25 protein-coding genes are annotated in these 23,283 nt (G+C 36.6%); 9 read left to right on the top strand and 16 right to left on the bottom strand.

Going from position 1 to position 23,283, the window contains the following annotated elements:
• Positions 1 to 235 precede the first annotated feature (235 nt).
• Positions 236 to 655, top strand: coding sequence for a hypothetical protein (locus DS745_RS22860; RefSeq protein WP_129080546.1), 420 nt, complete (start codon positions 236 to 238; stop codon positions 653 to 655).
• Between the two features lie 104 nt (positions 656 to 759).
• Here DS745_RS22860 and DS745_RS22855 read toward each other — a convergent pair whose 3' ends face one another.
• Positions 760 to 3,105, bottom strand: coding sequence for a TOTE conflict system archaeo-eukaryotic primase domain-containing protein (locus tag DS745_RS22855; RefSeq protein ID WP_129080545.1), 2,346 nt, complete (start codon positions 3,103 to 3,105; stop codon positions 760 to 762).
• Between the two features lie 87 nt (positions 3,106 to 3,192).
• Between DS745_RS22855 and DS745_RS24755 the strand changes: the two genes are divergently transcribed.
• The 5 genes from DS745_RS24755 (at position 3,193) to DS745_RS22840 (ending at position 6,029) form a co-directional block, all read left to right on the top strand.
• Positions 3,193 to 3,348: a hypothetical protein gene (locus DS745_RS24755; RefSeq protein WP_161568362.1), complete on the top strand. Its 156-nt coding sequence runs from the start codon at positions 3,193 to 3,195 to the stop codon at positions 3,346 to 3,348.
• A gap of 211 nt (positions 3,349 to 3,559) precedes the next feature.
• Complete coding sequence (locus DS745_RS22850) at positions 3,560 to 4,141, top strand: hypothetical protein (protein ID WP_129080544.1); 582 nt, start codon at positions 3,560 to 3,562, stop codon at positions 4,139 to 4,141.
• Between the two features lie 60 nt (positions 4,142 to 4,201).
• Positions 4,202 to 4,333, top strand: coding sequence for a hypothetical protein (locus DS745_RS25425; RefSeq protein WP_277750949.1), 132 nt, complete (start codon positions 4,202 to 4,204; stop codon positions 4,331 to 4,333).
• Positions 4,334 to 4,389: 56 nt separating this feature from the next.
• Entirely contained in the window at positions 4,390 to 4,722 is a 333-nt protein-coding gene (locus tag DS745_RS22845) for a hypothetical protein (RefSeq protein WP_241657915.1), read from the top strand.
• 365 nt (positions 4,723 to 5,087) lie between these two features.
• Positions 5,088 to 6,029 carry a hypothetical protein gene (locus DS745_RS22840; RefSeq protein WP_129080543.1) on the top strand — a complete coding sequence of 314 codons (942 nt, stop codon included), beginning with the start codon at positions 5,088 to 5,090 and terminating at the stop codon, positions 6,027 to 6,029.
• 824 nt (positions 6,030 to 6,853) lie between these two features.
• On the opposite strand, the gene DS745_RS22835 is transcribed toward DS745_RS22840, so the two are convergent.
• From DS745_RS22835 to DS745_RS22780, 11 genes are all read right to left on the bottom strand, one after another.
• Positions 6,854 to 7,339, bottom strand: a complete 486-nt coding sequence (locus tag DS745_RS22835; RefSeq protein WP_161568361.1) for a DUF4362 domain-containing protein — start codon at positions 7,337 to 7,339, stop codon at positions 6,854 to 6,856.
• Between the two features lie 199 nt (positions 7,340 to 7,538).
• Positions 7,539 to 8,105: a hypothetical protein gene (locus DS745_RS22830; RefSeq protein WP_129080541.1), complete on the bottom strand. Its 567-nt coding sequence runs from the start codon at positions 8,103 to 8,105 to the stop codon at positions 7,539 to 7,541.
• Positions 8,106 to 8,301: 196 nt separating this feature from the next.
• Positions 8,302 to 8,868, bottom strand: a complete 567-nt coding sequence (locus DS745_RS22825; protein WP_129080540.1) for a DUF4256 domain-containing protein — start codon at positions 8,866 to 8,868, stop codon at positions 8,302 to 8,304.
• Between the two features lie 377 nt (positions 8,869 to 9,245).
• Entirely contained in the window at positions 9,246 to 9,551 is a 306-nt protein-coding gene (locus DS745_RS22815) for a hypothetical protein (protein WP_129080539.1), read from the bottom strand.
• Positions 9,536 to 10,567, bottom strand: coding sequence for an anti-sigma factor (locus DS745_RS22810; protein WP_129080538.1), 1,032 nt, complete (start codon positions 10,565 to 10,567; stop codon positions 9,536 to 9,538). The genes DS745_RS22815 and DS745_RS22810 overlap by 16 nt, the downstream gene beginning before the upstream one ends.
• The gene (locus DS745_RS22805; RefSeq protein WP_129080537.1) at positions 10,554 to 11,057 is read right to left on the bottom strand and encodes a sigma-70 family RNA polymerase sigma factor; all 504 of its coding nucleotides are present in this window, start codon (positions 11,055 to 11,057) and stop codon (positions 10,554 to 10,556) included. The genes DS745_RS22810 and DS745_RS22805 overlap by 14 nt, the downstream gene beginning before the upstream one ends.
• 137 nt (positions 11,058 to 11,194) lie before the next feature.
• Positions 11,195 to 12,145 (bottom strand): ABC transporter ATP-binding protein, encoded by a 951-nt coding sequence (locus DS745_RS22800; protein ID WP_129080536.1) that lies wholly within the window; start codon positions 12,143 to 12,145, stop codon positions 11,195 to 11,197.
• Positions 12,146 to 13,144 (bottom strand): ABC transporter ATP-binding protein, encoded by a 999-nt coding sequence (locus tag DS745_RS22795; protein ID WP_129080535.1) that lies wholly within the window; start codon positions 13,142 to 13,144, stop codon positions 12,146 to 12,148.
• An 18-nt stretch (positions 13,145 to 13,162) separates the two neighbouring features.
• The gene (locus DS745_RS22790) at positions 13,163 to 14,098 is read right to left on the bottom strand and encodes an ABC transporter permease (RefSeq protein ID WP_129080534.1); all 936 of its coding nucleotides are present in this window, start codon (positions 14,096 to 14,098) and stop codon (positions 13,163 to 13,165) included.
• Positions 14,099 to 15,028 (bottom strand): ABC transporter permease, encoded by a 930-nt coding sequence (locus DS745_RS22785; protein WP_129080533.1) that lies wholly within the window; start codon positions 15,026 to 15,028, stop codon positions 14,099 to 14,101. It abuts the gene before it with no gap.
• A 64-nt stretch (positions 15,029 to 15,092) separates the two neighbouring features.
• Positions 15,093 to 16,793, bottom strand: a complete 1,701-nt coding sequence (locus tag DS745_RS22780) for a peptide ABC transporter substrate-binding protein (protein ID WP_241657914.1) — start codon at positions 16,791 to 16,793, stop codon at positions 15,093 to 15,095.
• 343 nt (positions 16,794 to 17,136) lie between these two features.
• Between DS745_RS22780 and DS745_RS22775 the strand changes: the two genes are divergently transcribed.
• Positions 17,137 to 18,467, top strand: a protein-coding gene (locus tag DS745_RS22775) for an IS3 family transposase (RefSeq protein WP_241657913.1) whose coding sequence is annotated in 2 segments (ribosomal slippage) — positions 17,137 to 17,509 and positions 17,509 to 18,467 — 1,332 coding nt in all. Because the reading frame shifts where the segments join, the coding sequence is not laid out codon by codon here.
• Positions 18,468 to 18,576: 109 nt separating this feature from the next.
• Here the strand turns inward: DS745_RS22775 and DS745_RS22770 are convergent.
• Both DS745_RS22770 and DS745_RS22765 read right to left on the bottom strand, forming a co-directional pair.
• Entirely contained in the window at positions 18,577 to 18,876 is a 300-nt protein-coding gene (locus tag DS745_RS22770) for a spore coat protein (protein ID WP_129080532.1), read from the bottom strand.
• Positions 18,877 to 18,893: 17 nt separating this feature from the next.
• Positions 18,894 to 19,094 carry a hypothetical protein gene (locus tag DS745_RS22765; RefSeq protein WP_129080531.1) on the bottom strand — a complete coding sequence of 67 codons (201 nt, stop codon included), beginning with the start codon at positions 19,092 to 19,094 and terminating at the stop codon, positions 18,894 to 18,896.
• 165 nt (positions 19,095 to 19,259) lie between these two features.
• Between DS745_RS22765 and DS745_RS22760 the strand changes: the two genes are divergently transcribed.
• The gene (locus tag DS745_RS22760) at positions 19,260 to 19,517 is read left to right on the top strand and encodes a DUF3918 family protein (protein WP_129080530.1); all 258 of its coding nucleotides are present in this window, start codon (positions 19,260 to 19,262) and stop codon (positions 19,515 to 19,517) included.
• Positions 19,518 to 19,919: 402 nt separating this feature from the next.
• A complete protein-coding gene (locus tag DS745_RS22755; RefSeq protein WP_129080529.1) occupies positions 19,920 to 20,147 on the top strand; it encodes a hypothetical protein in 228 nt (75 codons plus the stop codon).
• Between the two features lie 39 nt (positions 20,148 to 20,186).
• Here the strand turns inward: DS745_RS22755 and DS745_RS22750 are convergent, their stop codons facing one another.
• Both DS745_RS22750 and parC read right to left on the bottom strand, forming a co-directional pair.
• The gene (locus DS745_RS22750; RefSeq protein WP_129080528.1) at positions 20,187 to 20,801 is read right to left on the bottom strand and encodes a YitT family protein; all 615 of its coding nucleotides are present in this window, start codon (positions 20,799 to 20,801) and stop codon (positions 20,187 to 20,189) included.
• A gap of 40 nt (positions 20,802 to 20,841) precedes the next feature.
• On the bottom strand, positions 20,842 to 23,283 hold the full coding sequence (gene parC, locus DS745_RS22745) for a DNA topoisomerase IV subunit A (protein WP_129080527.1): 2,442 nt from the start codon (positions 23,281 to 23,283) through the stop codon (positions 20,842 to 20,844).

Genomic DNA, 23,283 nt, shown 5'->3' with positions numbered 1-23,283 from the left:
ACGGAGCAATCGTTTTGGTATGGGAAGAATTGCGTTTCTATTGTAGGAACGCTTTTTTGCGTTTCATAGAGTGGTTATTGCTGTATAATTATACAGACAATAAACCTCAAGGCTAAAAAGAACGGGTTGAAAGTAAAGAGATGTAAGCGGAATTATTACTTTGGTCATTTTAATCTTGATTTATCTTAAAGTAGGGAATAATAAATTATAAGAAAACAATGTAGGAAGTGAATTCATGAGGAGCTACTCAATTATAATTACAATCATTCTTATAACAGGTTTCACTCTGCCGACTAATGTAAACTCTAAGAATATGAATGAAATTGATAAAAATAATTTTTTATTGGAACTAATTTTTCCTAGTATAATCTCATCTGTTTTTGATGAATACGGAGAGTCGGTAACTGGAGGATATCGAAATTGTAGGCTTATTCATTTTGAAAAACAAAGTGCAGCTACATACTTATTAGAAGTAGAAATTGATGTAGTTGATCATCATGGCTCTGTCATTAGTCATGACCATCTAACATATAAGCTACTTTCTATAAAGATATCGCCGTACAAGAATAAAGAGATGAACAAGGTAGTTGAAAGAGAGTTCAAAGGTGACAAGATAGAACTAATCAAATACCAGAAGAGGCCAAAGGCTAGTTAACGTATGTAAAGCAAGTGGAAAAGGTGAATGCTTTATAAGAGTGTTGGGAAGAGATAAAATTCTTTTCAACACTCTTTGTTTTTCATAAAAGTTCTATGAATTAATTAAAATAGTTGCATCTGTGTTACTGACTTAACATCAGATAATTTATATCCCAAATCTTTATATTCTTTCATCCTCTTTTCGAACATACTTTTAAGCATAGGCTCGTTATTATCCACGTAGTCATAGACTTTGACCACTGTTTTCTGTTCATGGACACGATGTAATCTTCCGACATATTGCTGTAGTGTCCCTTTCCAAGAAAATGGCATAGCTAAAAATAATGTGTCTAGTCTAGAATAATCAAAGCCTTCGCCTATATATTTACCAGTGGCTATAATCACCATTCCTTGATTATCCGTTATTTGACTTAGGGCACTGAACTTCTCTTTTTCTTCTTTATTACTCATTCCACCAGTTAGTGTGATAATGTTTTTCGCAAAGCCATTGAGCATTTTTACTAGGTCATTAACGTGTTCGAGCCGTTCGGTTAGTATGAGTGGTACTGATCCTTTATCAAGTTCGGCTAGTACATCATTAAATATCATTAGATTCCGTTCATGATTCTTAATTAGTTCTCTGTATATTTTTTGAATGTCTTTGTTTTCCTCTTCAAGGGCACTTTTAAAGGTTGTATACTTTGGAATTAATATGTGTTCAAACGGAAGGACTTTCGCTTGGTCTTTTGCACTTACCTTGTATCTAATTGGCCCCAACTGCATGTTCATTATTGGATGAAGGCCATCTTTTCTAGTGGGAGTAGCTGTCAATCCATGAACATACTTTGCTTCAACCTCTTTGAGTACTTTTTCAAAACTATAAGCAGAAATGTGGTGACACTCGTCGACGATAACTTGACCATAATCTTTGACTAGATCCTTTATATGTCCCTTATAGTTTAAACTTTGGATTGTGGCGATATCAATGATACCAGTAGCTTTGTCTTTTCCTCCGCCAATTTGACCAATAATATTTACTGTATGACCTAAAAAACTTGTTAAGCGTTCTTTCCATTGTTCTATTAACTGCTTACGATGTACGATTATTAGTGTGTTTACGCCTCTTTTAGCAATTAGTGCAGCCGCGACAACTGTTTTACCAAAGCCGGTTGTTGCTGCTAAAGTCCCTGTAGTATTTTTAAAGAGTAGATTTACTGCTTCTTCTTGATCAACTCGCAACTGCCCTTGAAATTGAATAGACCTTTTATTACCTATGTTAGTTTGGTCGATAATTTCTAGTTCAATATTTTGATCATGCAAACTTTTCTCAAGCACTTCTAAACACCCTCGTGGTAAAACAATATAGTTGTCCAAATCGTCTGAGCAATTAATAATTCTTTGTAATCCATACGTAGAAAGACGCTTTGCTTGAGCCTTATAAAACTCTGGATTTTTAAAAGTAGCTATACTTATTATCTTACTTAACACGGAGGACGGAAGCCCTTCTTTGTTAATGAAGATACCGTTTTTAACTATGACTTGTACCTTTTTAGGCATAATTATAGGGGTAGTAGTGTCTTTTGTTGAAGTAGTACGTAAACCTCCTAAACCTGTGATCCGTCGAACCTCTTCATCACTCATTTTCTTTACTTTGGCTAGGAATCCCCATTGGTCAGAGTGAGTGATAAAGTTTTCATCAACAAATACACTATTCCCAACCTTTCTTGGTTGTCCTTGAAGTGGGAGGGCAATAAGGTTTCCAAATCCACCTATTGGTAAGGTATCCTGGTTTGGAAATAGACGATCAAACGATTCAATTCCCACTTCATATCTATTTTCCAGGGTACGAGAAAGTAACACATTGCCTAGTTTGCGTGCAAGTGAAGATGGAAGAGGGCTATTGAAAAAGATCCATACATGACATCCGTTCCCGGAACGAGAACGTTCAATGCTTGCTGGTACGTTAAGTTTCTTACATGTATTAAGAAATTCTTTAGCGTCTTCTTGCCAATTCTTTTTATCAAAATCGACAGCCAAAAACATACAACTGTCATCCGGTAATATAGGGTAAATACCGACCGTAGTCTTTCCAGAAAGGTGGTCATATAGAACTTTGTCAGTCAAAGGTAAGAGTTCTCGATTTGAACATTGAGCACATTTTATTGTCGGCTTGTTACATAAAGTAGAATGCCATTCGTTTTTACACGCAGGGGAATACCCAGACTTACCATTGGCTGCTTCCCAGCGAAGTGCGGAAACATCTGTTCGTCCTTGAAATAATTGTTTGAATAAATCAAGCCTTTCTTTAATCACTTGCTGGTTTGATTTAAAATTTTTATTTTGTATTAGTTTAGGTTCGTCCACTTGAATGTTATGCAGTTTCAGCAACTCTCTTAATTTACTGTTTTCTTGCTTCAGTCTATTGCATTCCTCAATTTTCAGCTTAAGCTGTTCCTCAAGTTTATTCATTTTTCTCCTTATATGTCATCCGTTTATTTTAAATAATTGATAGGATATACTTACTATATTAACAAAAAAAGCAGGAGTTTAAAAACAATGGTCAAACGAAAGAAATCGAAGTCAGAGAGAAAACGTGATAGGGAAATTGTCGAGTTATACAATAAGAAAGTGACTGAAGATGCATTAGAGCCGTTATATGCAAACTTTCAAGCATGGAAATCTGGAGAGCTCCCATACTATGAGCTAACTTAACATATTCACCAATTCCATAAGAAAAATCAAGAGATTTGGAAAATGTTTAATTACAATGGCTGGGATGATGAATTTTTAATTATCCAGGCAAAAAAGGACTTAAACATGTTAACCGAAGAGGAGAAAGAAACCTATCAAAATCTATTAATTGATTGGGAGTAAAAAAGAGATACAGTGTAGTACAAAAATAATTAATAAGGAAGTCGTATGTATGGGGAAGAAGAGGAGCGGACACTATTGCTTTGTATGTGGTCGCTATCGAGCAAATGAAAAGTTTAGTGGAAAAGGTCACCGCCAACACATCTGTAAAGATTGTAAAAGCAAGGGGAAACATAAGGATATTCCTAATTTAGCAACTCCATCTGGTCGTATCTTAAAACACCTTAAAGTGAAACTAGTAGTAACTACTGAGTTCGCCAGTTATTTATTTTTTGAAATTAACGGGGCAGTATATGCTACGTATGACTTTGATGACGTAACCGATGAAACTTTTAAATATATATATAAATATAATAAGAAAGAGCTTTTGTTTTCTGAATTAAGCGACGATTTGCCATACAAAAAAGTAGATATCGTAGAGACACTTTTTATTAAATCGGAACATAAATACGAAATAAGTATCGACATAGATGAATTTGGCTGTTTCTACAAGGATGATTTGGATTACGAACCAACTGAAAAACAAATGAAATACATAAGACTTGTACCTGCAATAAACACGGCTACGATAAATCGGATATTTGGTTGTTTTGAGCAGGATACGATTAATATTATGATTGTTGATACTGATTAGCATAGTTTATGGGGTACTTCGCAGTATAATAAAAAGTAGTATTTATAAGAGGTGATTAAAATGGATAATGAACAACTACTCAAAATCATCTTAGAAAGATTTGATAAAGTAGATTTTCAATTTAAAGAAGTTTTATCCAGGTTAGAACAAATAGAAAAATCAACAGAATTTTTTAAAGAATTTATAGAGTAACAACCTTTTCTATGCCAGAAAATTAACAACATTGCTAAATTGAATGTATTGCAATATTGGAACAAAAAAGTCCATATTTTCAATTAAAAACTAGTGCTAATTTACCAGTGATCTATTATAATCTTGATAGAGGTGATAACATGGAGAAACAAATTCTTGATCTACTCACTGAAATGAGAAAAGAAATGAAAAGTATGAAATCGGACATTAACGACTTAAAATCAGATATGCATAATCGATTTGATGGTATTGAAGCAAAGCTTGAAGGTGTCGGTGGACAGTTTGAATTAACCAATGAATCAAGAATTACTGACGTTGATTTTATTTTTGATAAGGTAAATAAACTGGAGAAAGAACTTTATATTTTAAAAAGTAAAACCAGTAACTAAGAGTGCGTTATGCACTCTTTTTTTTGATAGTTTTTCTTCAATTGAGTGTAACTGTTAATTCGGAAGTGTAACAATGGCAGTTCCTAACTTTGCTGTATTAACCTAGCTGTTTGATATAGGAGAAGAGTTGTGGTAAATAGCAACTTACTTACTATAAGCACTCCAATAAATTGGATATTACTCTAGTGAAACTAGTGGTGAAATGCGATTGCTAATAATTGTATGTTGTATGAGGTGCGTGTATATGAGACGGTAATAAGAGAAGTATCTTAGGTATAGAAAGGGTAGAACGCAACTAATTAATATGTCAGAGAGAAAAGGTTAATTAAACTTTGTTTTTTAGGAACGATGGAAAGGAAAAAGGAATGGAACATTTAAAAATGAAGAAGTGGCTCAAACGTGCTACATTATTGCTAGTCATGGCAATTATGATCTATCAAGCTATGGAAATAAGAAGTTTATCAAAAGACTACCGTATGTTAAATGAAGGCTATGTCGCTAAGGTAGACACATCTTTTAGGCACGCCCTTCATGACTGGAATACATCGCGTGAGCTTGTTGCTATTATTAATCAGATACAAGCGAGCGAAGACTATTTAGAGACTCGGGAGCTTATTGACTCTGCAAGAGAAATGGCAGCAACGTGGTCGAAGCAATTAGTGAATCTTATTCATTTAAGTGATTCGGTAAGCTTGAATGAGCCAAGCCAAATAGAGTTTTACCGTGTCAATGAATTTTGGTTTACGAGCGAACAACAATACGATATGTTCTTTGAAAACCGCAGTATTGATTGGTATATTTTCCGTAGGATGAGTTACTTATATTGGCAAACAAAACATATCGATAATTTTATGGAGCAGGTGTTGGGAGACTTGGCTCGTAAGCTAGTGTTGTTCGATGAAAAAATAGCAGCAATTCAGGAACAAGATCGCTATTTCTGGTATGAGTCTCAACGTCAACCTGTGATGCAACAAAGGTATTTACATGAAATACGAGAGATCTACCAACAAATTAACGAATTAGGGAATGATCTAAATCAATATACAGGTGAGGTTACCATCATTTCTAAAAACGAGGAAGAAAACACATTGGTAGTCATGTATGGCGTGACAGTAGAGGAACTCGCATCTACTTCACTTGAACTCTTAAAATCTGATCAATACCGACCTCATATTACGATAGATGGAACAAATATGAAGGAGTTTCCAGAGCTTCAGGTTGGCCAGTCAATTGCTGTCTGGAATGACGGGTATAGCCAGAGGGGAATGGAACCATTCAAAGTCAGAATGCCGAGTGAGCTACAATAATGAGGTAATGGGTTGGAATAAGAAAAGTTACAATATATGCACTATTTATTGACAAAGGTGTATACAAGGTATAATTTAAGAATAACAGAACCCACCACGCCTCTTAGTATGCGGACCACGGTGGGTCATTTTTGTATATAGTAAAGGATCTTCAAAAGAAAAATGTTAAGCCGTCTAACGTATATAGAACAAATCGGTATAGGAAGTAGAAACTTACAATAGATAAGCCTAAGTCCAACGGCAATTAGTAAGTTCTTTGTAAAATATTATATTTGTAGGTGAAGATGAACGAAATATAAGGGGCAGCATTTGCTGTTCCAATTTGATTTTTATCTAGTTTACATAATATATATTATGCGCACCAATTTAGAAACCAAGAAGAGGGGTCTCATTTAATAAGTAAACTCTTAGTTTTGAGACAAAACGAAAAATTTCTTGAGAGACTCCAGGTTTTCTATGTTCAGTAGCAAAATTGGTTGCATTTGAATTTAATCTATAACTTAAACTCTTTAGTATCAATTAAATTGATAATTAACTACAGTTATTTGATTAACACTTGTTTATAACCGGTCTATATTTTGTTCCTGTATTGATCCTTAATCTGTGTTATGTAAACTAACTATTCGGTCCATATCAAATTTGCACAAGTTTAATCTTGTTTTCATAGATTTAAAAATTTAATCCTAATTTGCTAATTTATGATTTGTTAATTACTATTATTATCTCCTAGATTAGAATTATTATCATTTTATATAAGAAAAAGCCCAGTTCACTGAACCGGGCTTATCTTAACAAATTGTATATTCAAGCCGTTAGGATCCTCTTCAATTCTTGCTAACGACTAAGCGGAAATTACGGCTTATATGCTCATATTCACAGCCAGTTAAAACATAAGCTTCTTTTTCAGTATCGTCCTGAATTAAACCAGAACAATAAGTTGATTGGATACTATCTGGACTATTATTGCTACCTGAATAGGCATCCTGGGTATAGTCAAAAGTGTATTCAATTCTCTCGTTAAATACGAGATTATGATATATCGGTGCTCCTTCATGAGTATAGTACGTAACCCGAATAAGATCTGATTTCCCTTCTTCCACATTTCTCAAGAAATCATAAAACCTCTCCAGGTTTTCTTGCGTTCCTACCAAAATATCTCCGTTCTTTGCTGCTTCTTCAGCGGTATAAGGATTTTCCAGAGTATGAACGGGATTTCCAACAATATTTGTCTTGAACCCGTCATTATCATTACAAGCTGATAGTATTAATAGTAAAAACGCAAAGAATAAAAAATGTATTCGTATTTTCATCTTGTTTGTACACCTCCGGTAGTCTACTTCTTCAACAAACATGAGTAAGTAGTGATTTAATAAACTAAATACGAGTTGCTGTTGCAACTCGTATTCTACCAATATATTCACTCGGATTATTATTAGGCTAATAAATAATAATAAATTCTATCCTGTTTTAGTCCAAATAATTTCCGGGGTATATTTTAGTTTATTTCTCTTATTGATTTTTTAGTATGCGTTTAAAATCTTTTATCTCGCTTTCATGCTTAATTGAACGAGCTGCTAATATTTCAATGACTCCTTGCTGTTCTTCTAATGCATGTTTAATGTCGTCGGTTTTTGCATCGATGTGTTTCTCAATTTGTTCAAAGTAAGGTCCAAGTCCATTAATAATGTTATCTTTTAACTGGTCTAGTCCTAGTTGAAGCTTTTCTTGTCCAGAATGAAGACTCTCTTGACCACGCCTAAGACTCTCTAGTCCAGAATGAGTCCTTTCCTGTTCGACACGTAGACTCTCTTGACCATGCCTAAGACTCTCTAGTCCGGAATGAGTCCTTTCCTGTTCGACACGTAGACTCTCTTGACCATGCCTAAGACTCTCTAGTCCAGAATGAGTTCGTTCCTGTTCGACACGTAGACTCTGTTGACCAAGCTTAAGGCTCTCTAGCTCAGACCGAGTTCTTTCCTGTTCGAAATGAAGGTTTTCTTGGCCTTTATCTAACCTATCAAGTCGGTTGTTAACATGTTGAAGTTCATCAAGTATTTGCTTTAATATTTGCTCCACTATAATCACTCCACTTTTCTTTCTTTCATACACACATTATAGCATTAGATTAAGGACTACTAGAAACAAAAAATTGTGTCAAAGTAGATAACAATTAAGGCCAACATTAAAGGAACAATCTAATTAGATATGGCCTTGATGTTGAATTAGAATTTTACTAACTAAACATCAGATTCGCGTTATGGACGGAATGATACTACACCCTTAACGAACCACGAAATCCCCTTGCCCCATAGTAGGAATCGGCACCATTATGGTACATAAAGACAGTGTCGTAACGACGATCACAAAATATGGCTCCACCAAGTTTTCTAATCTGATCAGGTGTTTGCACCCAACTTGATGTTTTTAAGTCGAATTGCTCAAGTCTTTGCAACTCTCTGTATTCTTCTTCGGTTAAAAGTTCAATGCCCATGGCAGTTGCCATATCAATAGCGCTATTTTCTGGTTTATGTTTTTTCCTAGCCTCTAATGCCTCACGGTCGTAACAAATACTTCTGCGACCTTTAGGACTTTCGGCAGAACAATCATAAAAGATATATTCGTCTGTCTTATCGTCATATCCTATAACATCTGGTTCTCCGCCGGTTTCTTCCATTTCATTGAGTGACCACAGTTTTTCTTTCCTAGATTCTATTTTAGTTTGTACTTTCGCCCATTCAAGACCTTCATGGCGGTGCTTGTTTTTCTCAAAACGTACTTTCAAAGTTTTGAATAGTTGTTCACGTTGTTCTAGGGACAATTCTTTATGAATATTTGTCATACATAGTACCTCCTCATATAACTGCTTATTAAAATAGCTGCTGCTCTTTTTCTACCAAAACAAATTGATTTTTTTAACCATTTCTTAATTTTTCAAGTTCTTTAAAATTCTAATTTTGTCAACAGGTTCAAACCTTAGTTCTACAGCTAAATCATCATTATTATGTAGGATAAACAAATAATCTAAAAGTCAAAAAAGACCATTACAGGATATGTGCCAAATGGTCTTTTTAATACTAATACACATCACCACGATTATCAATGGTTAAGATATATACCATTTTTTCGTTATGATCTATTTCAAATTTAACTCTATAGCTTCCAACTCACAATCCCTAGATACCATGTACTCTAAAACGATCTCAATAGCAATGTTTTCTACGGCTTTGCATTAATAGTATAAGCCAGAATGAACATTAAAATAGTAAATACCAAAATAAAACTATTTAAACCGATCCCCCACCATGCATATAGTCGTGATCTATTCCTGGTAAATAAGCCAATGACTCCTAAGAAAAATCCTAATATCGGCAGTTGAAAGAGAAAAAACGCTGGAAATTCTTCTGTTTTAAGTAGCAGGGTGACATTAAGAACGGCTAAAGAAATTAATCCGACTAAAAAGGAAATTAACCCTGACAAAGTTTGTAACTTTCCTATTTTTCTTTGTTTTATTTCCAGTTCCATAGTTTTACCTCCCCTACCTTGACTGCTCTAATGCCATCTAGCCCACGAAGTTTCCTTAGTTCAGGTACTGGACCAGTAACAACAGCACCATACACTTGGATACCATGCTCGTTGATAAAGCGAAGACGTTCACTAATCTCTAGTGATTTAGCTCTAGCAGCTTTTACGGCAATTTCTTCATTTTTTTCTAATAGTTCTAAAATCTCTAAAAACACTTGTTCGTTTGTTTGTTCTCTGCCGTTAAAAGGCGACCATGTTGTCTTATCGATTTGAGCTGGATAGCCAATTGGTGTCAGTGGTAATCCATCACGACTCAACTGTCTTGCTTCAAAGCCACTGTGAACGGCAAACCAACGCAAATCTGTTTCAGAAGGTAAACTTGCTGCTAACTCCTGTGGCTCCATTAGGTTCGAAAGTGAGACATAAACTTCTGCCACTGTTCCATCCGGTAGTTTGTCTAGCATCTCCCACTCTTGGCTAATGCCAAATGGTATTCTTGCATTAGGATGAAAAAGTGTTTCGGTCTCAATTCCTGGTATAGTTGGAAGTGGACGCTCTAGATAATAGGTTCTTTTCGGAAAACTCGGAGTGCTCATTGAAAATGGAATTTTATAATCACTTGCTTTATAGTCCTCTTTCCCAATTCGTTTAAAGGTTTCAAAGGAGATCTCCATTGAAAATAAACCAATGTGATCTTCAATCCTCATCATCTCAAGGCTCGTGTTTGGTTCGGTAACATAGATCGTTTTTGCAACGACCTCTAAATAATTATTTGCTTTTCCACTAATGCCGCCGTAATACATATAAGTGAACAAGGTCATCATCGGTAACAGGAGTAGGAGAATTGCTAAACTGATAAGAATATTGGTTAGCCGTGCAGTTTGTTTCCCGGTATTAATAATCTTCGTTTGCGCTTCTTCAGATAATTGAGTATGCGATAGTTCTTGTTTGATGTTTTTCATATATTTTTCGTAGATATTTTTATTAGGATCGTTTGTTTGGTTATCTTCTTTCATCTCGTCTCATCCTTTCTTTAACAATTTCGGTAAGCTTCTTTCGGCCTCTAAGCAAGTGGCTTTTGAATGTATTTAACTTTAGATCAAGAATAGTTGCAGCTTCTTGATACTGAAGTCCATGTAAATCGCATAGAAGAATGGCCTGTTTTTCATTTTCTTGTAGAGAATTTAAGTCTTCTAGCAATTGATCAAGTCCTTCACGCTCCAAAATCTTTTCTTCAGGGGAACGTACATTCGACACTGTTACTTCTTCCATATTTTCGCCTAACACAATTCGTTTGTTCTTCCTCTGTCTATCGATAAATGCGTTATAAGCTACTCGAAACAACCAAGCTTTAATATTGCTAATTTCATAATCTTCTAATGTTAAAAAAGCTCGAAAAAATGTTTCTTGTACCAGATCTTCTGCAACAAAATGGTCTCTCGAAAGGGAAAACAAATACCGGTATAAGTCATTTACATAAAGTTTATATACCTCTTCAAGCTGCATGATTGCTCCCCCTTTCACTTAAACAACGTTCCACCCCTAAAAAAAGTTGCAGATTTACTAAACTTTTCCATAGTACTTACTATAACGAAAAAAAGACATCTATCACAATGATAAATGTCTTCGACTCCCCTATATGTTTATTCATATAAATGACAGGCTGTAAAATGTCCTGGTTTTACCTCTTTCCACTCTGGAATTGCTTGCGCGCAAATATCCATCGCAACTGGGCACCTGGTTCGAAACACACAGCCACTTGGTGGATTGATTGGGCTTGGAACTTCGCCTTCAATAATAATACGTTCTCTCGTAATTGTTGGATCAGGAATTGGGACAGATGTTAACAACGCTTTTGTATAAGGATGCAACGGGTCTGCATATAGTGAGTCACTATCTGTTAGTTCCACCATATTCCCAAGATACATCACAAGGATCCGGTCGGAAATATATTTTACCATAGATAAATCGTGTGCAATAAATAGATAGGTTAGATTTAGTTTTTGCTGCAAGTCTTTTAATAAGTTCACAACTTGGGCTTGGATCGAAACATCTAAAGCAGAAATTGGTTCGTCGCAAACAATAAACTTTGGATTTAAAGCCAGCGCTCGTGCAATTCCGATCCGTTGTCTTTGACCACCGCTAAACTCATGAGCAAACCTGTTCATATGTTCTGCGTTTAGACCTACTAGTTCTAACAACTCCTTAATACGTTGTTTCCTCTGTTTTCCTGTTGCAGCCTTATGAAGATCTAATGGTTCACCAATGATGTCTTCCACGGTCATTCTCGGGTTTAATGAAGCGTAAGGATCCTGGAAAACGATTTGCATTTCTCGTCGTAATTTATTCATTTCCCGATTGGAAAGGTTTACAATATTTTGCCCGTTAAAGATAACTTCCCCATCGGTAGGAGAGTAAAGCCTTATAATCGTTTTACCAGCGGTAGATTTGCCACAGCCACTTTCGCCAACCAAACCAACTGTTTCCCCTTCTTCAATCCGTAAAGATAAATTATTAACAGCCATTAATTGTTTCCCGTCGACGTTAAAGTATTTTTTAAGGTTCCTAATCTCTAATAAAGGTGTATTGTTCATCTAGACTTCCCCCCTTACTGCCTGTGCCATTGGATGATATAGCCAGCAAGCCGCTTGTTGTTTTCCACCAATTTGTTCTAATTGAGGGTTAAACTTTTTGCAGACGGCCATTGCGTGATCGCAACGAGGATAAAAAGCACAGCCTTTTGGCGGAGCTAATAGATCTGGAGGTGAGCCGATAATCGGATCTAAAGCTCTACTACGATCCATATCTAGTCTAGGAACAGACTTCAAGAGACCCTTGGTATATGGGTGCTTGGGATTAGCAAATATCTCTTCCACTGTTCCTGTCTCAACCACTTGACCAGCATACATGACGACAACCTTTTCACAGGTTTCAGCTACAACACCTAAATCATGTGTAATCAGAATAATCGACGTATTTAATTTTTCCTGCAAGCTCTTCATCAGCTGAAGAATTTGCGCTTGAATCGTGACGTCTAGCGCAGTTGTCGGTTCATCGGCAATGAGGAGCTTGGGTTGACAGGCTAGGGCAATTGCAATCATGGCTCTTTGTCTCATCCCTCCTGAGAATTCATGAGGATATTGAGTCGCTCGCTTTTCTGGGTTTGGAATCCCAACTAATCTCAGCATTTCAATCGCTTGTTCAAAAGCTAGAGTTCTAGATAGTTTTTTGTGTCGGAGTAAGCCTTCAGCAATTTGATGTCCAATCTTTGTCGTTGGATTTAATGAAGTCATCGGATCCTGAAAGATCATCCCGATTTCATTGCCTCGTATTTTTTGCATTTCTCGTTCTGACTTTGTGGTAAGATCAATGCCGTTAAATAAAATACTACCATTCTTTATTTTTGCTGGAGGTGTAGGAAGTAGTTTCATAATGGTTTTGGCAGTCACACTTTTTCCACAGCCAGACTCACCTACAATTGCTACTGCTTCTCCTCGTTTCACTTCGAAATTGACCCCTCGAACTGCTTGGACTTCACCAGCATACGTATGGAAGGACACTTCTAGATTTTTTACCTCTAATAATGGCTTCATGTTTTGTAACTCCCTTCTCTAGTTACGTAGACGTGGGTCTAGTGCATCTCGGAGCCCGTCTCCTAGAACATTAAATGCGAACATCGTTAAAGAAATAAGAATGGCTGGAATAAACAATTGATAGAAGTTTCCTACTAAGATACTGCCTAGCGCATCACTGGCCATCGTCCCCCAGCTTGCTTGAGGAGCAGGAATACCTAATCCTAGAAAGCTTAAAGTAGCTTCAGCAAATATGGCTGTTGGTACTGTTAACGTAACATTTACAAGAATTGGTCCCATTGTATTTGGGATCATATGCTTTCTTAGTGTCCACCAAGTACTTGCGCCCATGGCATTTGCAGCTTGAATAAACTCATATTCTTTTAATTGGAGAACTTGACCACGGACAAGTCGTGCCATTGGAATCCAACCGGTGATGGTCATTGCAATGATTAATGGCCATATGCCTCGTTCTAAGATAATCATCATCATGATGACCATTAATAAATATGGTATGGCATATAACACTTCAGCAATCCTCATTAAAATGTTGTCAGTTTTCCCACCACGAATGGCTGAAAATCCACCGTAAAGGATACCAAGAACAAAATCGATAAGTGCTGCCATAAATCCAATAAACAACGAAATTCTCGCTCCATGCCATGCTCTGGTAAACAAATCTCTTCCAGATTGGTCAGTACCGAACCAATGTTCTGAACTTGGTCGTTGATTCTTTTCCATAAAATTCTGTTCGTAATACTTGTAATCATTTAAATGTGGGCCAATGATCGCCATAATTACTAGAAAAATAATAATAAATAAACCTAGCATCGCTAGTTTGTTTTCCTTTAGGCGTCTCCACGCATCAGACCAATATGAAACGGTTGGTCTAGCAATTTTTTCCGCTTCTTTTAAATTCCTTTCAAGAGGTTGAAAAAGATCCTCGGTTAAATGTCTTTCTGTTCCTTTTTCCATTTATTTACTCTCCCCTGTAATTTTTATTCTTGGATCAATCAACGTATAGGCAATGTCCACTATAAAAATTAGAAAAATTAGGATGAAGCTATAAAAAATGGTGGAACCAAGGATCACTGGGTAATCACGGTTAGCAATACCTTTTACAAACATTTCACCCATGCCTGGAATACCAAAAATGCTTTCAATGATGAAACTACCAGTAATGAGGTTCGCCGAAATGATTCCGATAACTGTGACAATTGGTAGAATTGCATTACGTATCGCATGTTTAATAATGATGACAGGTCTTGGCAGCCCTTTTGCTTTGGCAGTAACAATATAATCTTGATTCATCACTTCAAGCATGCTTGAACGCATCAGTCTAGCGATATAAGCCATTGGCATCATCGCTAGAGCAATCGATGGAAGTATCGTATACTCCCAGCCCTTCCATAATGCAACGGGTAATAGTCCCCATTCAACTGCGACAAAGTTAATTAAAAAAGTCGCTAAAATAAAATTCGGAACAGATATCCCGACAATGGCGAGGATCATTGATAGATAATCTGGCCAACGATTTCGATGTAGTGAGGCAATCACGCCTAATATTAATCCAAACGTAACAGCGATAATTAAAGCTTGAAGCCCTAAATGCAACGAAACCGGAAAGCCTTGTTTTATGTAGTCGTTGACAGTCATAGCTGAGGATTTCATTGAAGGACCAAAGTCTAGTTTTGCTAGTGATTGAAAATATAACCCATATTGAACGATTTTCGGTTTATCTAGGTTATAGTGTTTCTGGAGATTTTCATAGACAGAAGGTGGCATTTTACTTTCCTGTAAAAATGGATTGCCGGGGATACTATGCATTAAGAAGAACGTAATTGTAATAATCGCCCAAAGCGTGACCAATGACCAGAGAAACCGTTTTCCGATATATTTCCACATAACCTACACCTCCTTATAAAAATGTGGTATGTTCTCGGGGGTTGAGAACATACCTTCGAATGAATTACTTGTTAATATCAGCGAACATAAATTGGGGGTAACTGTTAATTGGATCAAAAATGCCTGTAACATAAGGTTTCAATGTGTATGGTTTTGTGTAGAAATAAATTGGGATGACCGGCATTTCTTCCATTAATAACGCATGTGCTTCATGCATAGCTGTCATACGAACACTTTGATCCATTGTACTTTGAGCCTTTTCCACTAGTTGGTCATAGGTTGGATTGTTATAGCGAGCATCATTGAATGGCGACTTAGAATGCCATAAATCAATGAATGTCATTGGGTCAACATAATCTCCGATCCAACCAGCACGTGAAATTTGGAAGTCACCTGCTTTTTCGCGGTCAAGTTTCACTTGGAATTCAACGTTCTCAAGGGTGATGTTCACATCAAGGTTTTTACGCCACATTTCTTGAATAGCTTCAGCAATTGCTTTGTGACCTTCACTCGTGTTATACGTTAAGACCATGTTCGGGAAGCTTGAAAGGCCTTCTTCTGCTAGCCCTTCAGCTAATAGTGCCTTTGCTTTTTCTGCATTTTCTTCAAATAATTTTCCGCCGTTCTCGTTAAAGTCCCCACTTACATCAGGGATCCCTTTAGGTACAACACCATAAGCTGGTGTTTGGCCACCTTGAGAGACGTGTTCAACAATCGCTTGGCGATCAATAGCCATACCTAAAGCTTGACGAACCTTTTGGTTATTTAGAGGTTTGACAGTTGTGTTTAAGTTATAGTAGTAAACAGCTAAGTCAGGTCCAATACGGAACTCTGGATCGTTGCTTGCATTTAATTGACCTGTCACATCTTGCGGAAGTGGATAGACAAGGTCTAATTCGCCTGTACGATACATTTGCCAAGCGGTATTCTCATCATCAATGATGACAAAATCTACTTCATCAAGTTTGATAAGATCTTTGTCATAGTAGTTTTGATTTTTTACTAGTTTCATACTTTCTTTCTGTTTCCACTCAGCCAAAACAAATGGCCCGTTAGAAACGTAATTGTCTCCACTTAACGCCCAGTTTGAATGAGCTTCAGCATTCCCTTTGTGCACTGGGTAGTACGTATAGAAAGAAGTTAAATCTAGGAAATATGGTGTTGGTTTTGCTAGTTTAACTTCTAGCGTTTTGTCGTCTACTGCTTTAACCCCTACAGCATCACGAAGGGCATTCATGTCTGCACCATCTTCTGCCGTATTGTACTCTTCCCCACCTTCTAAGTAATAAAGTTGGTATGAATAATAAGAAGCATTGGCAGGATCTAGCGCGAATTTCCATGCATATTCAAAATCGTGAGCTGTTACCGGATCTCCGTTTGACCATTGAATATTGTCTTTTAATGTAAATGTCCAAGTTAAACCGTCATCACTAAATGTCCAATCTGCTGCCATTCCAGGAACAATCTTGCCTTCAGGCGTTTTCTTTGTTAAACCTTCAAACGAGTGCTCAAGCACCCAAGACTCATGTGTTCCTTGAGCTAACTGAGGATGAAGTGAGCCTGGATTTGAAACGTTGTTCAGTTTTAATACTTTCTTTTCAGCTTTCGGTTGTTCTTTCTGATCAGTTGGTTTTGAGTCAGTCGTGTTAGTCGTTTCTTTTGGGTCTTTTTTGTCTGTTGTTTCTTGATCCTGACTAAAACAGCCTGTAAAAACGAGGAGTAACATTAGAAACAATGAAGCTAGTAATATACGTTTTGCTTTCAAAAAAATAACCTCCCTTGTTTGGTAACATTTGTAATATGCATTAAAGTTTATTAACAATTTCGTTAAATCATTCCAAAGTTTATAGAGACAAATAGTTACAAGGCTCCGGTTATTTTCCTAATGTTCGTCATGATTGAGTTACTTTTTTTGTCAGATCATCTTAGTTACCTTAAAAATAGTTTAAAGAAATATTTCGTTATTGTTACATCTGCGTTGTGATTGTAACAAAAAAAGCCATTCCTTTAATGTAAACTGTACCCTATAGAGTAGACATTAAAAAAAGTCTGCCTATAGGGTACTTTTTTGTATAATTAAAGAAAAAATGGGATTGGGGAAAGATCAAATGAGTAAAAAGATATTTACAGAAAGAGAAATAAAGTTACTATCAGGTAATCCATACGTGAAGTCTGTCAGTTCTAAGGGGATTACTTATACTGATGAGTTTAAACGTCTCTTCATAGCTGAAAACGAAAAGGGAAAAACACCGAGACAAATATTTGAAGAGAACGGTTTTGATATTGAAATTATTGGGATGGATCGTGTTGAATCTTCAGGGAAGAGATGGCGTGCTGCTTATAGGGAAAACGGAGTAACTGGACTAAGAGATACTAGAAAAGGAAACTCAGGTAGACCAAACGATAAAGAACTCTCGTTAGAAGAAAAATATGCACGGTTGGAAGCTGCAAATAACTTATTAAAAGCTGAGAATGAACTGTTAAAAAAGATCAACTTTGCCGAAAGGAGGCTGAAGAAGTAAAGTTATCAGCCGAACAAAAATTTTTACTTATTCACTCTGTTATTGAAAAATATCAACTTAAAAGTATGGTTAGCTATTTATGTGAAACAGCTGGAGTATCACGTTCTGGTTATTACAATTACTTCACTTCACAATCAAAGGAACATAGAGAAAAAAGAGATGCAGAAGATGAGATTGTAAAAGAGATCATCCTAAAAGCCTTCAATTTCAAAAGGCGTAAGAAGGGTGCTAGACAAATTAAAATGACATTAGAAGGTCAATTTGATACTATTTACAATTTGAAAAGAATTAGAAGGATAATGAAGAAATATGACATCGTTTGTCCGATTCGTAGAGCCAATCCGTATAAAAGGATGATTAAAGCTACACAGGAACATAGGGTCCTACCTAACTTATTAAATCGAGAATTTAAGCAAGGAGTCCCAGGGAAGATATTACTCACAGATATCACTTATCTGTACTATGGAAATGGTCAGAAAGCCTATTTATCTACCATTAAAGATGGATCAACTAATGAAATTTTGTCCTACCATGTGTTAAAGCGAATTACGCTCGATTTAGCCACTGATACTTTAATAAAATTAAAGAAGAATAAGAAAGTAAAGTTAGCTAAGGATGCCTTTATTCACTCTGACCAAGGCGGACACTATACAAGTCCTACTTTCCAGAAACAAGTAAAAAAGTTAGGGTTAGGTCAATCCATGTCTAGAAGAGGAAACTGTTGGGATAACGCTCCACAGGAATCGTTTTTTGGGCATTTTAAGGACGAGGCATTCATAAAACCATGTTCAACCTTTGATGAACTAAAAAGGGAAATTAAGAGTTATATGAATTACTACAACAATTATAGATACCAATGGGATTTAAAAAAGATGACCCCTGTACAGTACAGAGATCATCTTCTTAACGCTGCCTAGTCTTTTTTTAAAATGTCCTTTACAAGGGGTACAGTTTAATGAGTAGGAATGGCTTTTTTTGTAAGTGTTTTTTGACATTATTTTTTTCGTATGCCGAAAAATATTTTATTCACCTCGAAAAATGGTCATCTGGATGTAAATTGTTTTGCATTAATGCTTGTACACGACCAATTTGCTCAGTTGTTGCTTTTTCTGTTTTGTACCAGCCTCTTTGCTCCATGATCTCGTATAAGGAATATTGATTATTGCAGGCTGTATCAAGACAGTCTCGATAAATATCTCTCAATTCTTTATGACTTGCTTCAACCATTGTGCTACTTAAGCTTAAGACCCTTCCTTTTTCAAGCTCTAGACAAAGCTGTAACATTTCACGATCGGTTAAACCTCGACCTTCCATATTGTTTGGCATGTGAACACCCCCTTTGGTTATTGAACAATCCCACGATTAAAGTATTGAGATAAATCCGCAATCTTCAATTGGTGTTGTTCAGCAAGTTGTTCCAAATTACTTTTTAATTCTGGGTCGCTACATTGTGTTGCACACCAATTCATTGTTTTTGCAATAATTGCTTCTGCTCGGATTTGATCTTCAATGAAAGCTAATTCCTTTGTTGTTAGTTCAGCCATGGTCTTCACCCCCACTTACCGTTGCTAATTTCTGTAATTATTATTTATTTAATTTGAATTTTTATCCTAACTGTAAAAAAATGATTTTCTAGTTCTTATAAGTCTCGTTTCGTTTTAGCGTAATATATCAATTTCTTATTATTCCCATGTTTTTCAATTGGGGGAATGATTCATACTAAAATTGTTTGGGTTTACAATTCAAACAACTCCGTTTTATCCAATCCACCATTTAAGGAGATGTTGTCGATGCTAGGAATGGGACGAAGAAAAAAGAATGGTGACATGAACAGGCCACTTATGATGACGATCGTAGGATTGGGCGTAGGGGCAGCCGCATACAGCATGATGAGAAATCGTAATGACAATGGAAACAACAATATGATGCAGGCTGCACAAAAAGCTATGGATGAATTTAGAAATTAATACGGAGTACTGTGAAGAGGAAAAAAGTTAGCTGCTTTTTTCCTCTTTTATCATTTCACACTTTGCTTTTTCCCCTCATATATTGGCCTATATGCTAGATGGAGGGTAGAGTGATTATGAGAATCGAAAAAAAAATGACCTATTATGGCTATGACCTCTTAATCAATCAGGTCCTGTATAAAAAATGCTTAAACTGTTGGCAATGGTATGAGTTTGATGGAGAAATGGGTTACTGTCAGGATTGTCTCCAGAAAACTACCTCACAATGTAAAGGAAAACATTAATACAACTGAAATCATTCCAATAGGAATGATTTTTTAACTGGTGAAAAAAAACACTTACCTAATAATTCTGAAGTAATTTGACATGATAAGAAAGAATGATTGGACAAGGAGGATTAGAATGGTTTTAGGAAAAGGATTTCAACCAAGTAGTACTCATCCAGACGGCAAAAAAGAAAGTATACTTAACGACAGTATCGGTAAGGAAATCGGAATTAGTGCAGATGCTAACCCACGGAACGTTGATCAGAAATTTAATAACCTAGAAAACCGTGTTCACAACACAAGTGATAAGGATATGGAAGAATTAATTGAGGAAGTCAATATTGAGCGGGACGCGTTGAGGTAATGAAGAAAGCACTGTACCCTCAAAGTACAGTGCTTTTTGTTAGCTGGCTTTTGCCAACTTTTTAACAGGTTTTTTATATTGGTAGACGAGATCAATTACCTTTGTGGATAACCATTGGCAAAAAATTGCTAGTAGAATAATTTTCCAATCCTTAATGACAGAAATGAGCAAGAATATAGATGTATTAATATAAAACATTGATTTTCCTGGTGCTTTGCCCCGATATTTTTCAATAAGTAAAGCAACAATCGCCATTCCCCCAGAAGAGGCACCGTATCTAAATAAAAATCCTACACCAAATCCAAAGATAATAGCTCCAATAACTAGATCTGCAAATAAAGATTTTCCCATAGCAGCTGAGAGATTGCTAGTTTCCAAAATTGAAATTGTTAGTGAGGTAATTGTTATTGCCGAAATTGTTGCTACAGCTTTTCTCCAACCTAACCATTTAAATGCAATAGCCAACACCAAAATATTAAATAACCATAAGGCAACCCCTAATGGTAAATGAAGAAAATAGTTTAATAAGATGGCAATACCTGCTGCTCCACCAGAAGGTATGTCATGAGGAAAAAGAAACATAGCCATTGCGAAGCCTTGAAGAAAAGCTCCAAAGCTAATAAATATTCCGGATTTTAACGTAAATTCAGTCATATTCCACACCTATTTTCAGGAAAAACCTGAATAGCGAATGCTACTCAGGTTTTTTCTCATCTTCTTTCCGATCTTCCCATATATCAACGATTGTACCGTCTTTAGCTGTATCAATGATAAATGAGCCGTTACTGTAACGGTCACTCGGTCTAATTTGATCAGAAACTAGTGCATCTTCAACGCCCTTATCTGTTTTCAAATAGAAAACAGTTTGATTGTCTGCTTTCCGTAACGAAATCAAGCGATGGGGGTTACTCTTTAGCTCTCGGAGCATAATTAATCCTCTCTTTGCTCGAGAGGTTTTTTCAAATTCAGATACGTTCATTTTCTTATATGCCCCACGTTGTGTGAAAGCAAACAAATGAGTTTTTTGATCTTTATTTAACGTAAACCCACTGATGACCTCGTCTTCTGGCTTTAAGTTAATGCCTTTCACTCCGGAAGCTCTTTGTCCAACAACACTGATTTCTTCTTCATCAAACCATAATCCATACCCAAAAGCAGTAGCAATAAAGACATCTTTCTTTCCGTCGGTTAACTCAACATCGACAACGACATCGTCTTGTTTTAGCTTTAAGGCCATTAATGGTTTCGAATATCGCTGTGCTTGATACTCACTTAATGGCGTTCGTTTGGCCATCCCTTGCTTCGTAAAGAATACTAAGAATTGGTCTTCAGTAAATTCTTTAATCGGCATAGCTTTAAGAATTTCATCGCCACGTTCAAGTGGGACGATATTGGCTACATGCTGCCCTAGATCTTTCCAACGAATGTCTGGGAGCTGATGAACTGGGATGAATAAGTAATTTCCTTTCATCGAGAAAATTAACAACGTGTCTGTCGTATTCGTTTCAAATTGACCGATGACACGGTCTCCTTCTTTCATTCCGGTTGGTTCGCCACTTGAGGCAGTAAACGAACGTATGCTTGTACGTTTGACATACCCCTCTTTTGTAACAGTTACAATCACATCTTCAGCAGGTACCAACACTTCTAAATTGATCTTGATTTCCTCAATCTCATCTTCAATTACAGTGCGGCGCTCGTCGTTAAATGTCTTCTTGATTGTAAGTAAGTCTTTTTTAATTACAGCAACAAGCTTTTTCTCGCTATTTAAAATTTCTTTTAGTAGCGCAATTTTCTTATCGAGCTCATCACTTTCCTTTTGCAGGATCGTAACGTCTGTATTTGTTAAGCGATAAAGCTGTAACGTAACAATGGCTTCTGCTTGAGGTTCCGTAAATTCAAACTTACTAATTAAGTTATCTTTTGCGTTACGCTTATCTTTTGACGCACGGATCGTTTCAATCACTTCGTCTAAAATGGATATGGCGCGAATTAACCCTTCAACAACATGCTGACGTTCTTCGGCTTTTCTTAGCTCATACGTCGAGCGTCGAGTGATAACTTCTTTTTGATGGTTTACATAAGCTGTTAATAGCTGCTTAAGTCCCATAAGGACTGGACGCTTATTAAAGATCGCAACCATGTTAAAATTGTATGTTATTTGTAGATCCGTATTTTTATATAAGTAATTTAAGATACCTTCTGCATCAGCATCTTTTCTCAATTCGATAACAATACGCAATCCTGTGCGGTCTGTTTCGTCACGAACTTCCGCAATTCCCTCGACTTTTTTATCAAAGCGAATTTCGTCCATTTTTTTGACGAGATTTGCTTTCACAATTTCATAAGGAATTTCGGTAATGACAATTTGTTGTTTTCCACCACGGACTGATTCAATCTCAGCTTTACAGCGAACAACAACTTTCCCTTTACCAGTTTCATAGGCATTACGAATGCCATCGACCCCTTGGATTATACCCCCGGTTGGGAAGTCTGGACCTTTAATATGCTCCATTAGTTCAGATAACGTACAGTTAGGGTTCTCCATTTGGAGGATCGCTGCATCAATGACTTCACCTAGTTGGTGTGGTGGAATGTCTGTAGCGTACCCAGCAGAAATCCCAGTAGACCCGTTAACAAGTAGATTAGGAAACATCGCTGGTAAAACGACAGGCTCCATTTCTGAGTCGTCAAAGTTAGGAATAAAATCAACGGTTTCTTTTTCAATATCTCGAAGCATTTCTGATGCGATGGATGACAGACGCGCTTCTGTATAACGCATTGCTGCTGGTGGATCACCGTCAATTGAACCGTTGTTACCGTGCATTTGGATTAGACCATAACGAACCTTCCAGTCTTGACTCATCCGGATCATCGCTTCGTAAACGGAAGAATCACCATGAGGGTGATAGTTACCGATAACGTTACCGACGGTTTTCGCTGATTTACGAAACGGCTTATCAGATGTATTTCCTTCTTTATGCATCGCGTATAAAATTCTGCGCTGTACTGGTTTTAACCCATCCCGTGCATCAGGTAATGCGCGTTCTTGAATAATGTATTTACTATAACGGCCAAACCGATCCCCGATTACTTCTTCTAAGGGGAGGTCTAAATATTTATCGGCAGATAACAA

It is taken from the genome of Anaerobacillus alkaliphilus (assembly GCF_004116265.1).
Taxonomy (GTDB): domain Bacteria; phylum Bacillota; class Bacilli; order Bacillales; family Anaerobacillaceae; genus Anaerobacillus; species Anaerobacillus alkaliphilus.
This window is presented reverse-complemented; position numbering and strand designations above follow the sequence as displayed.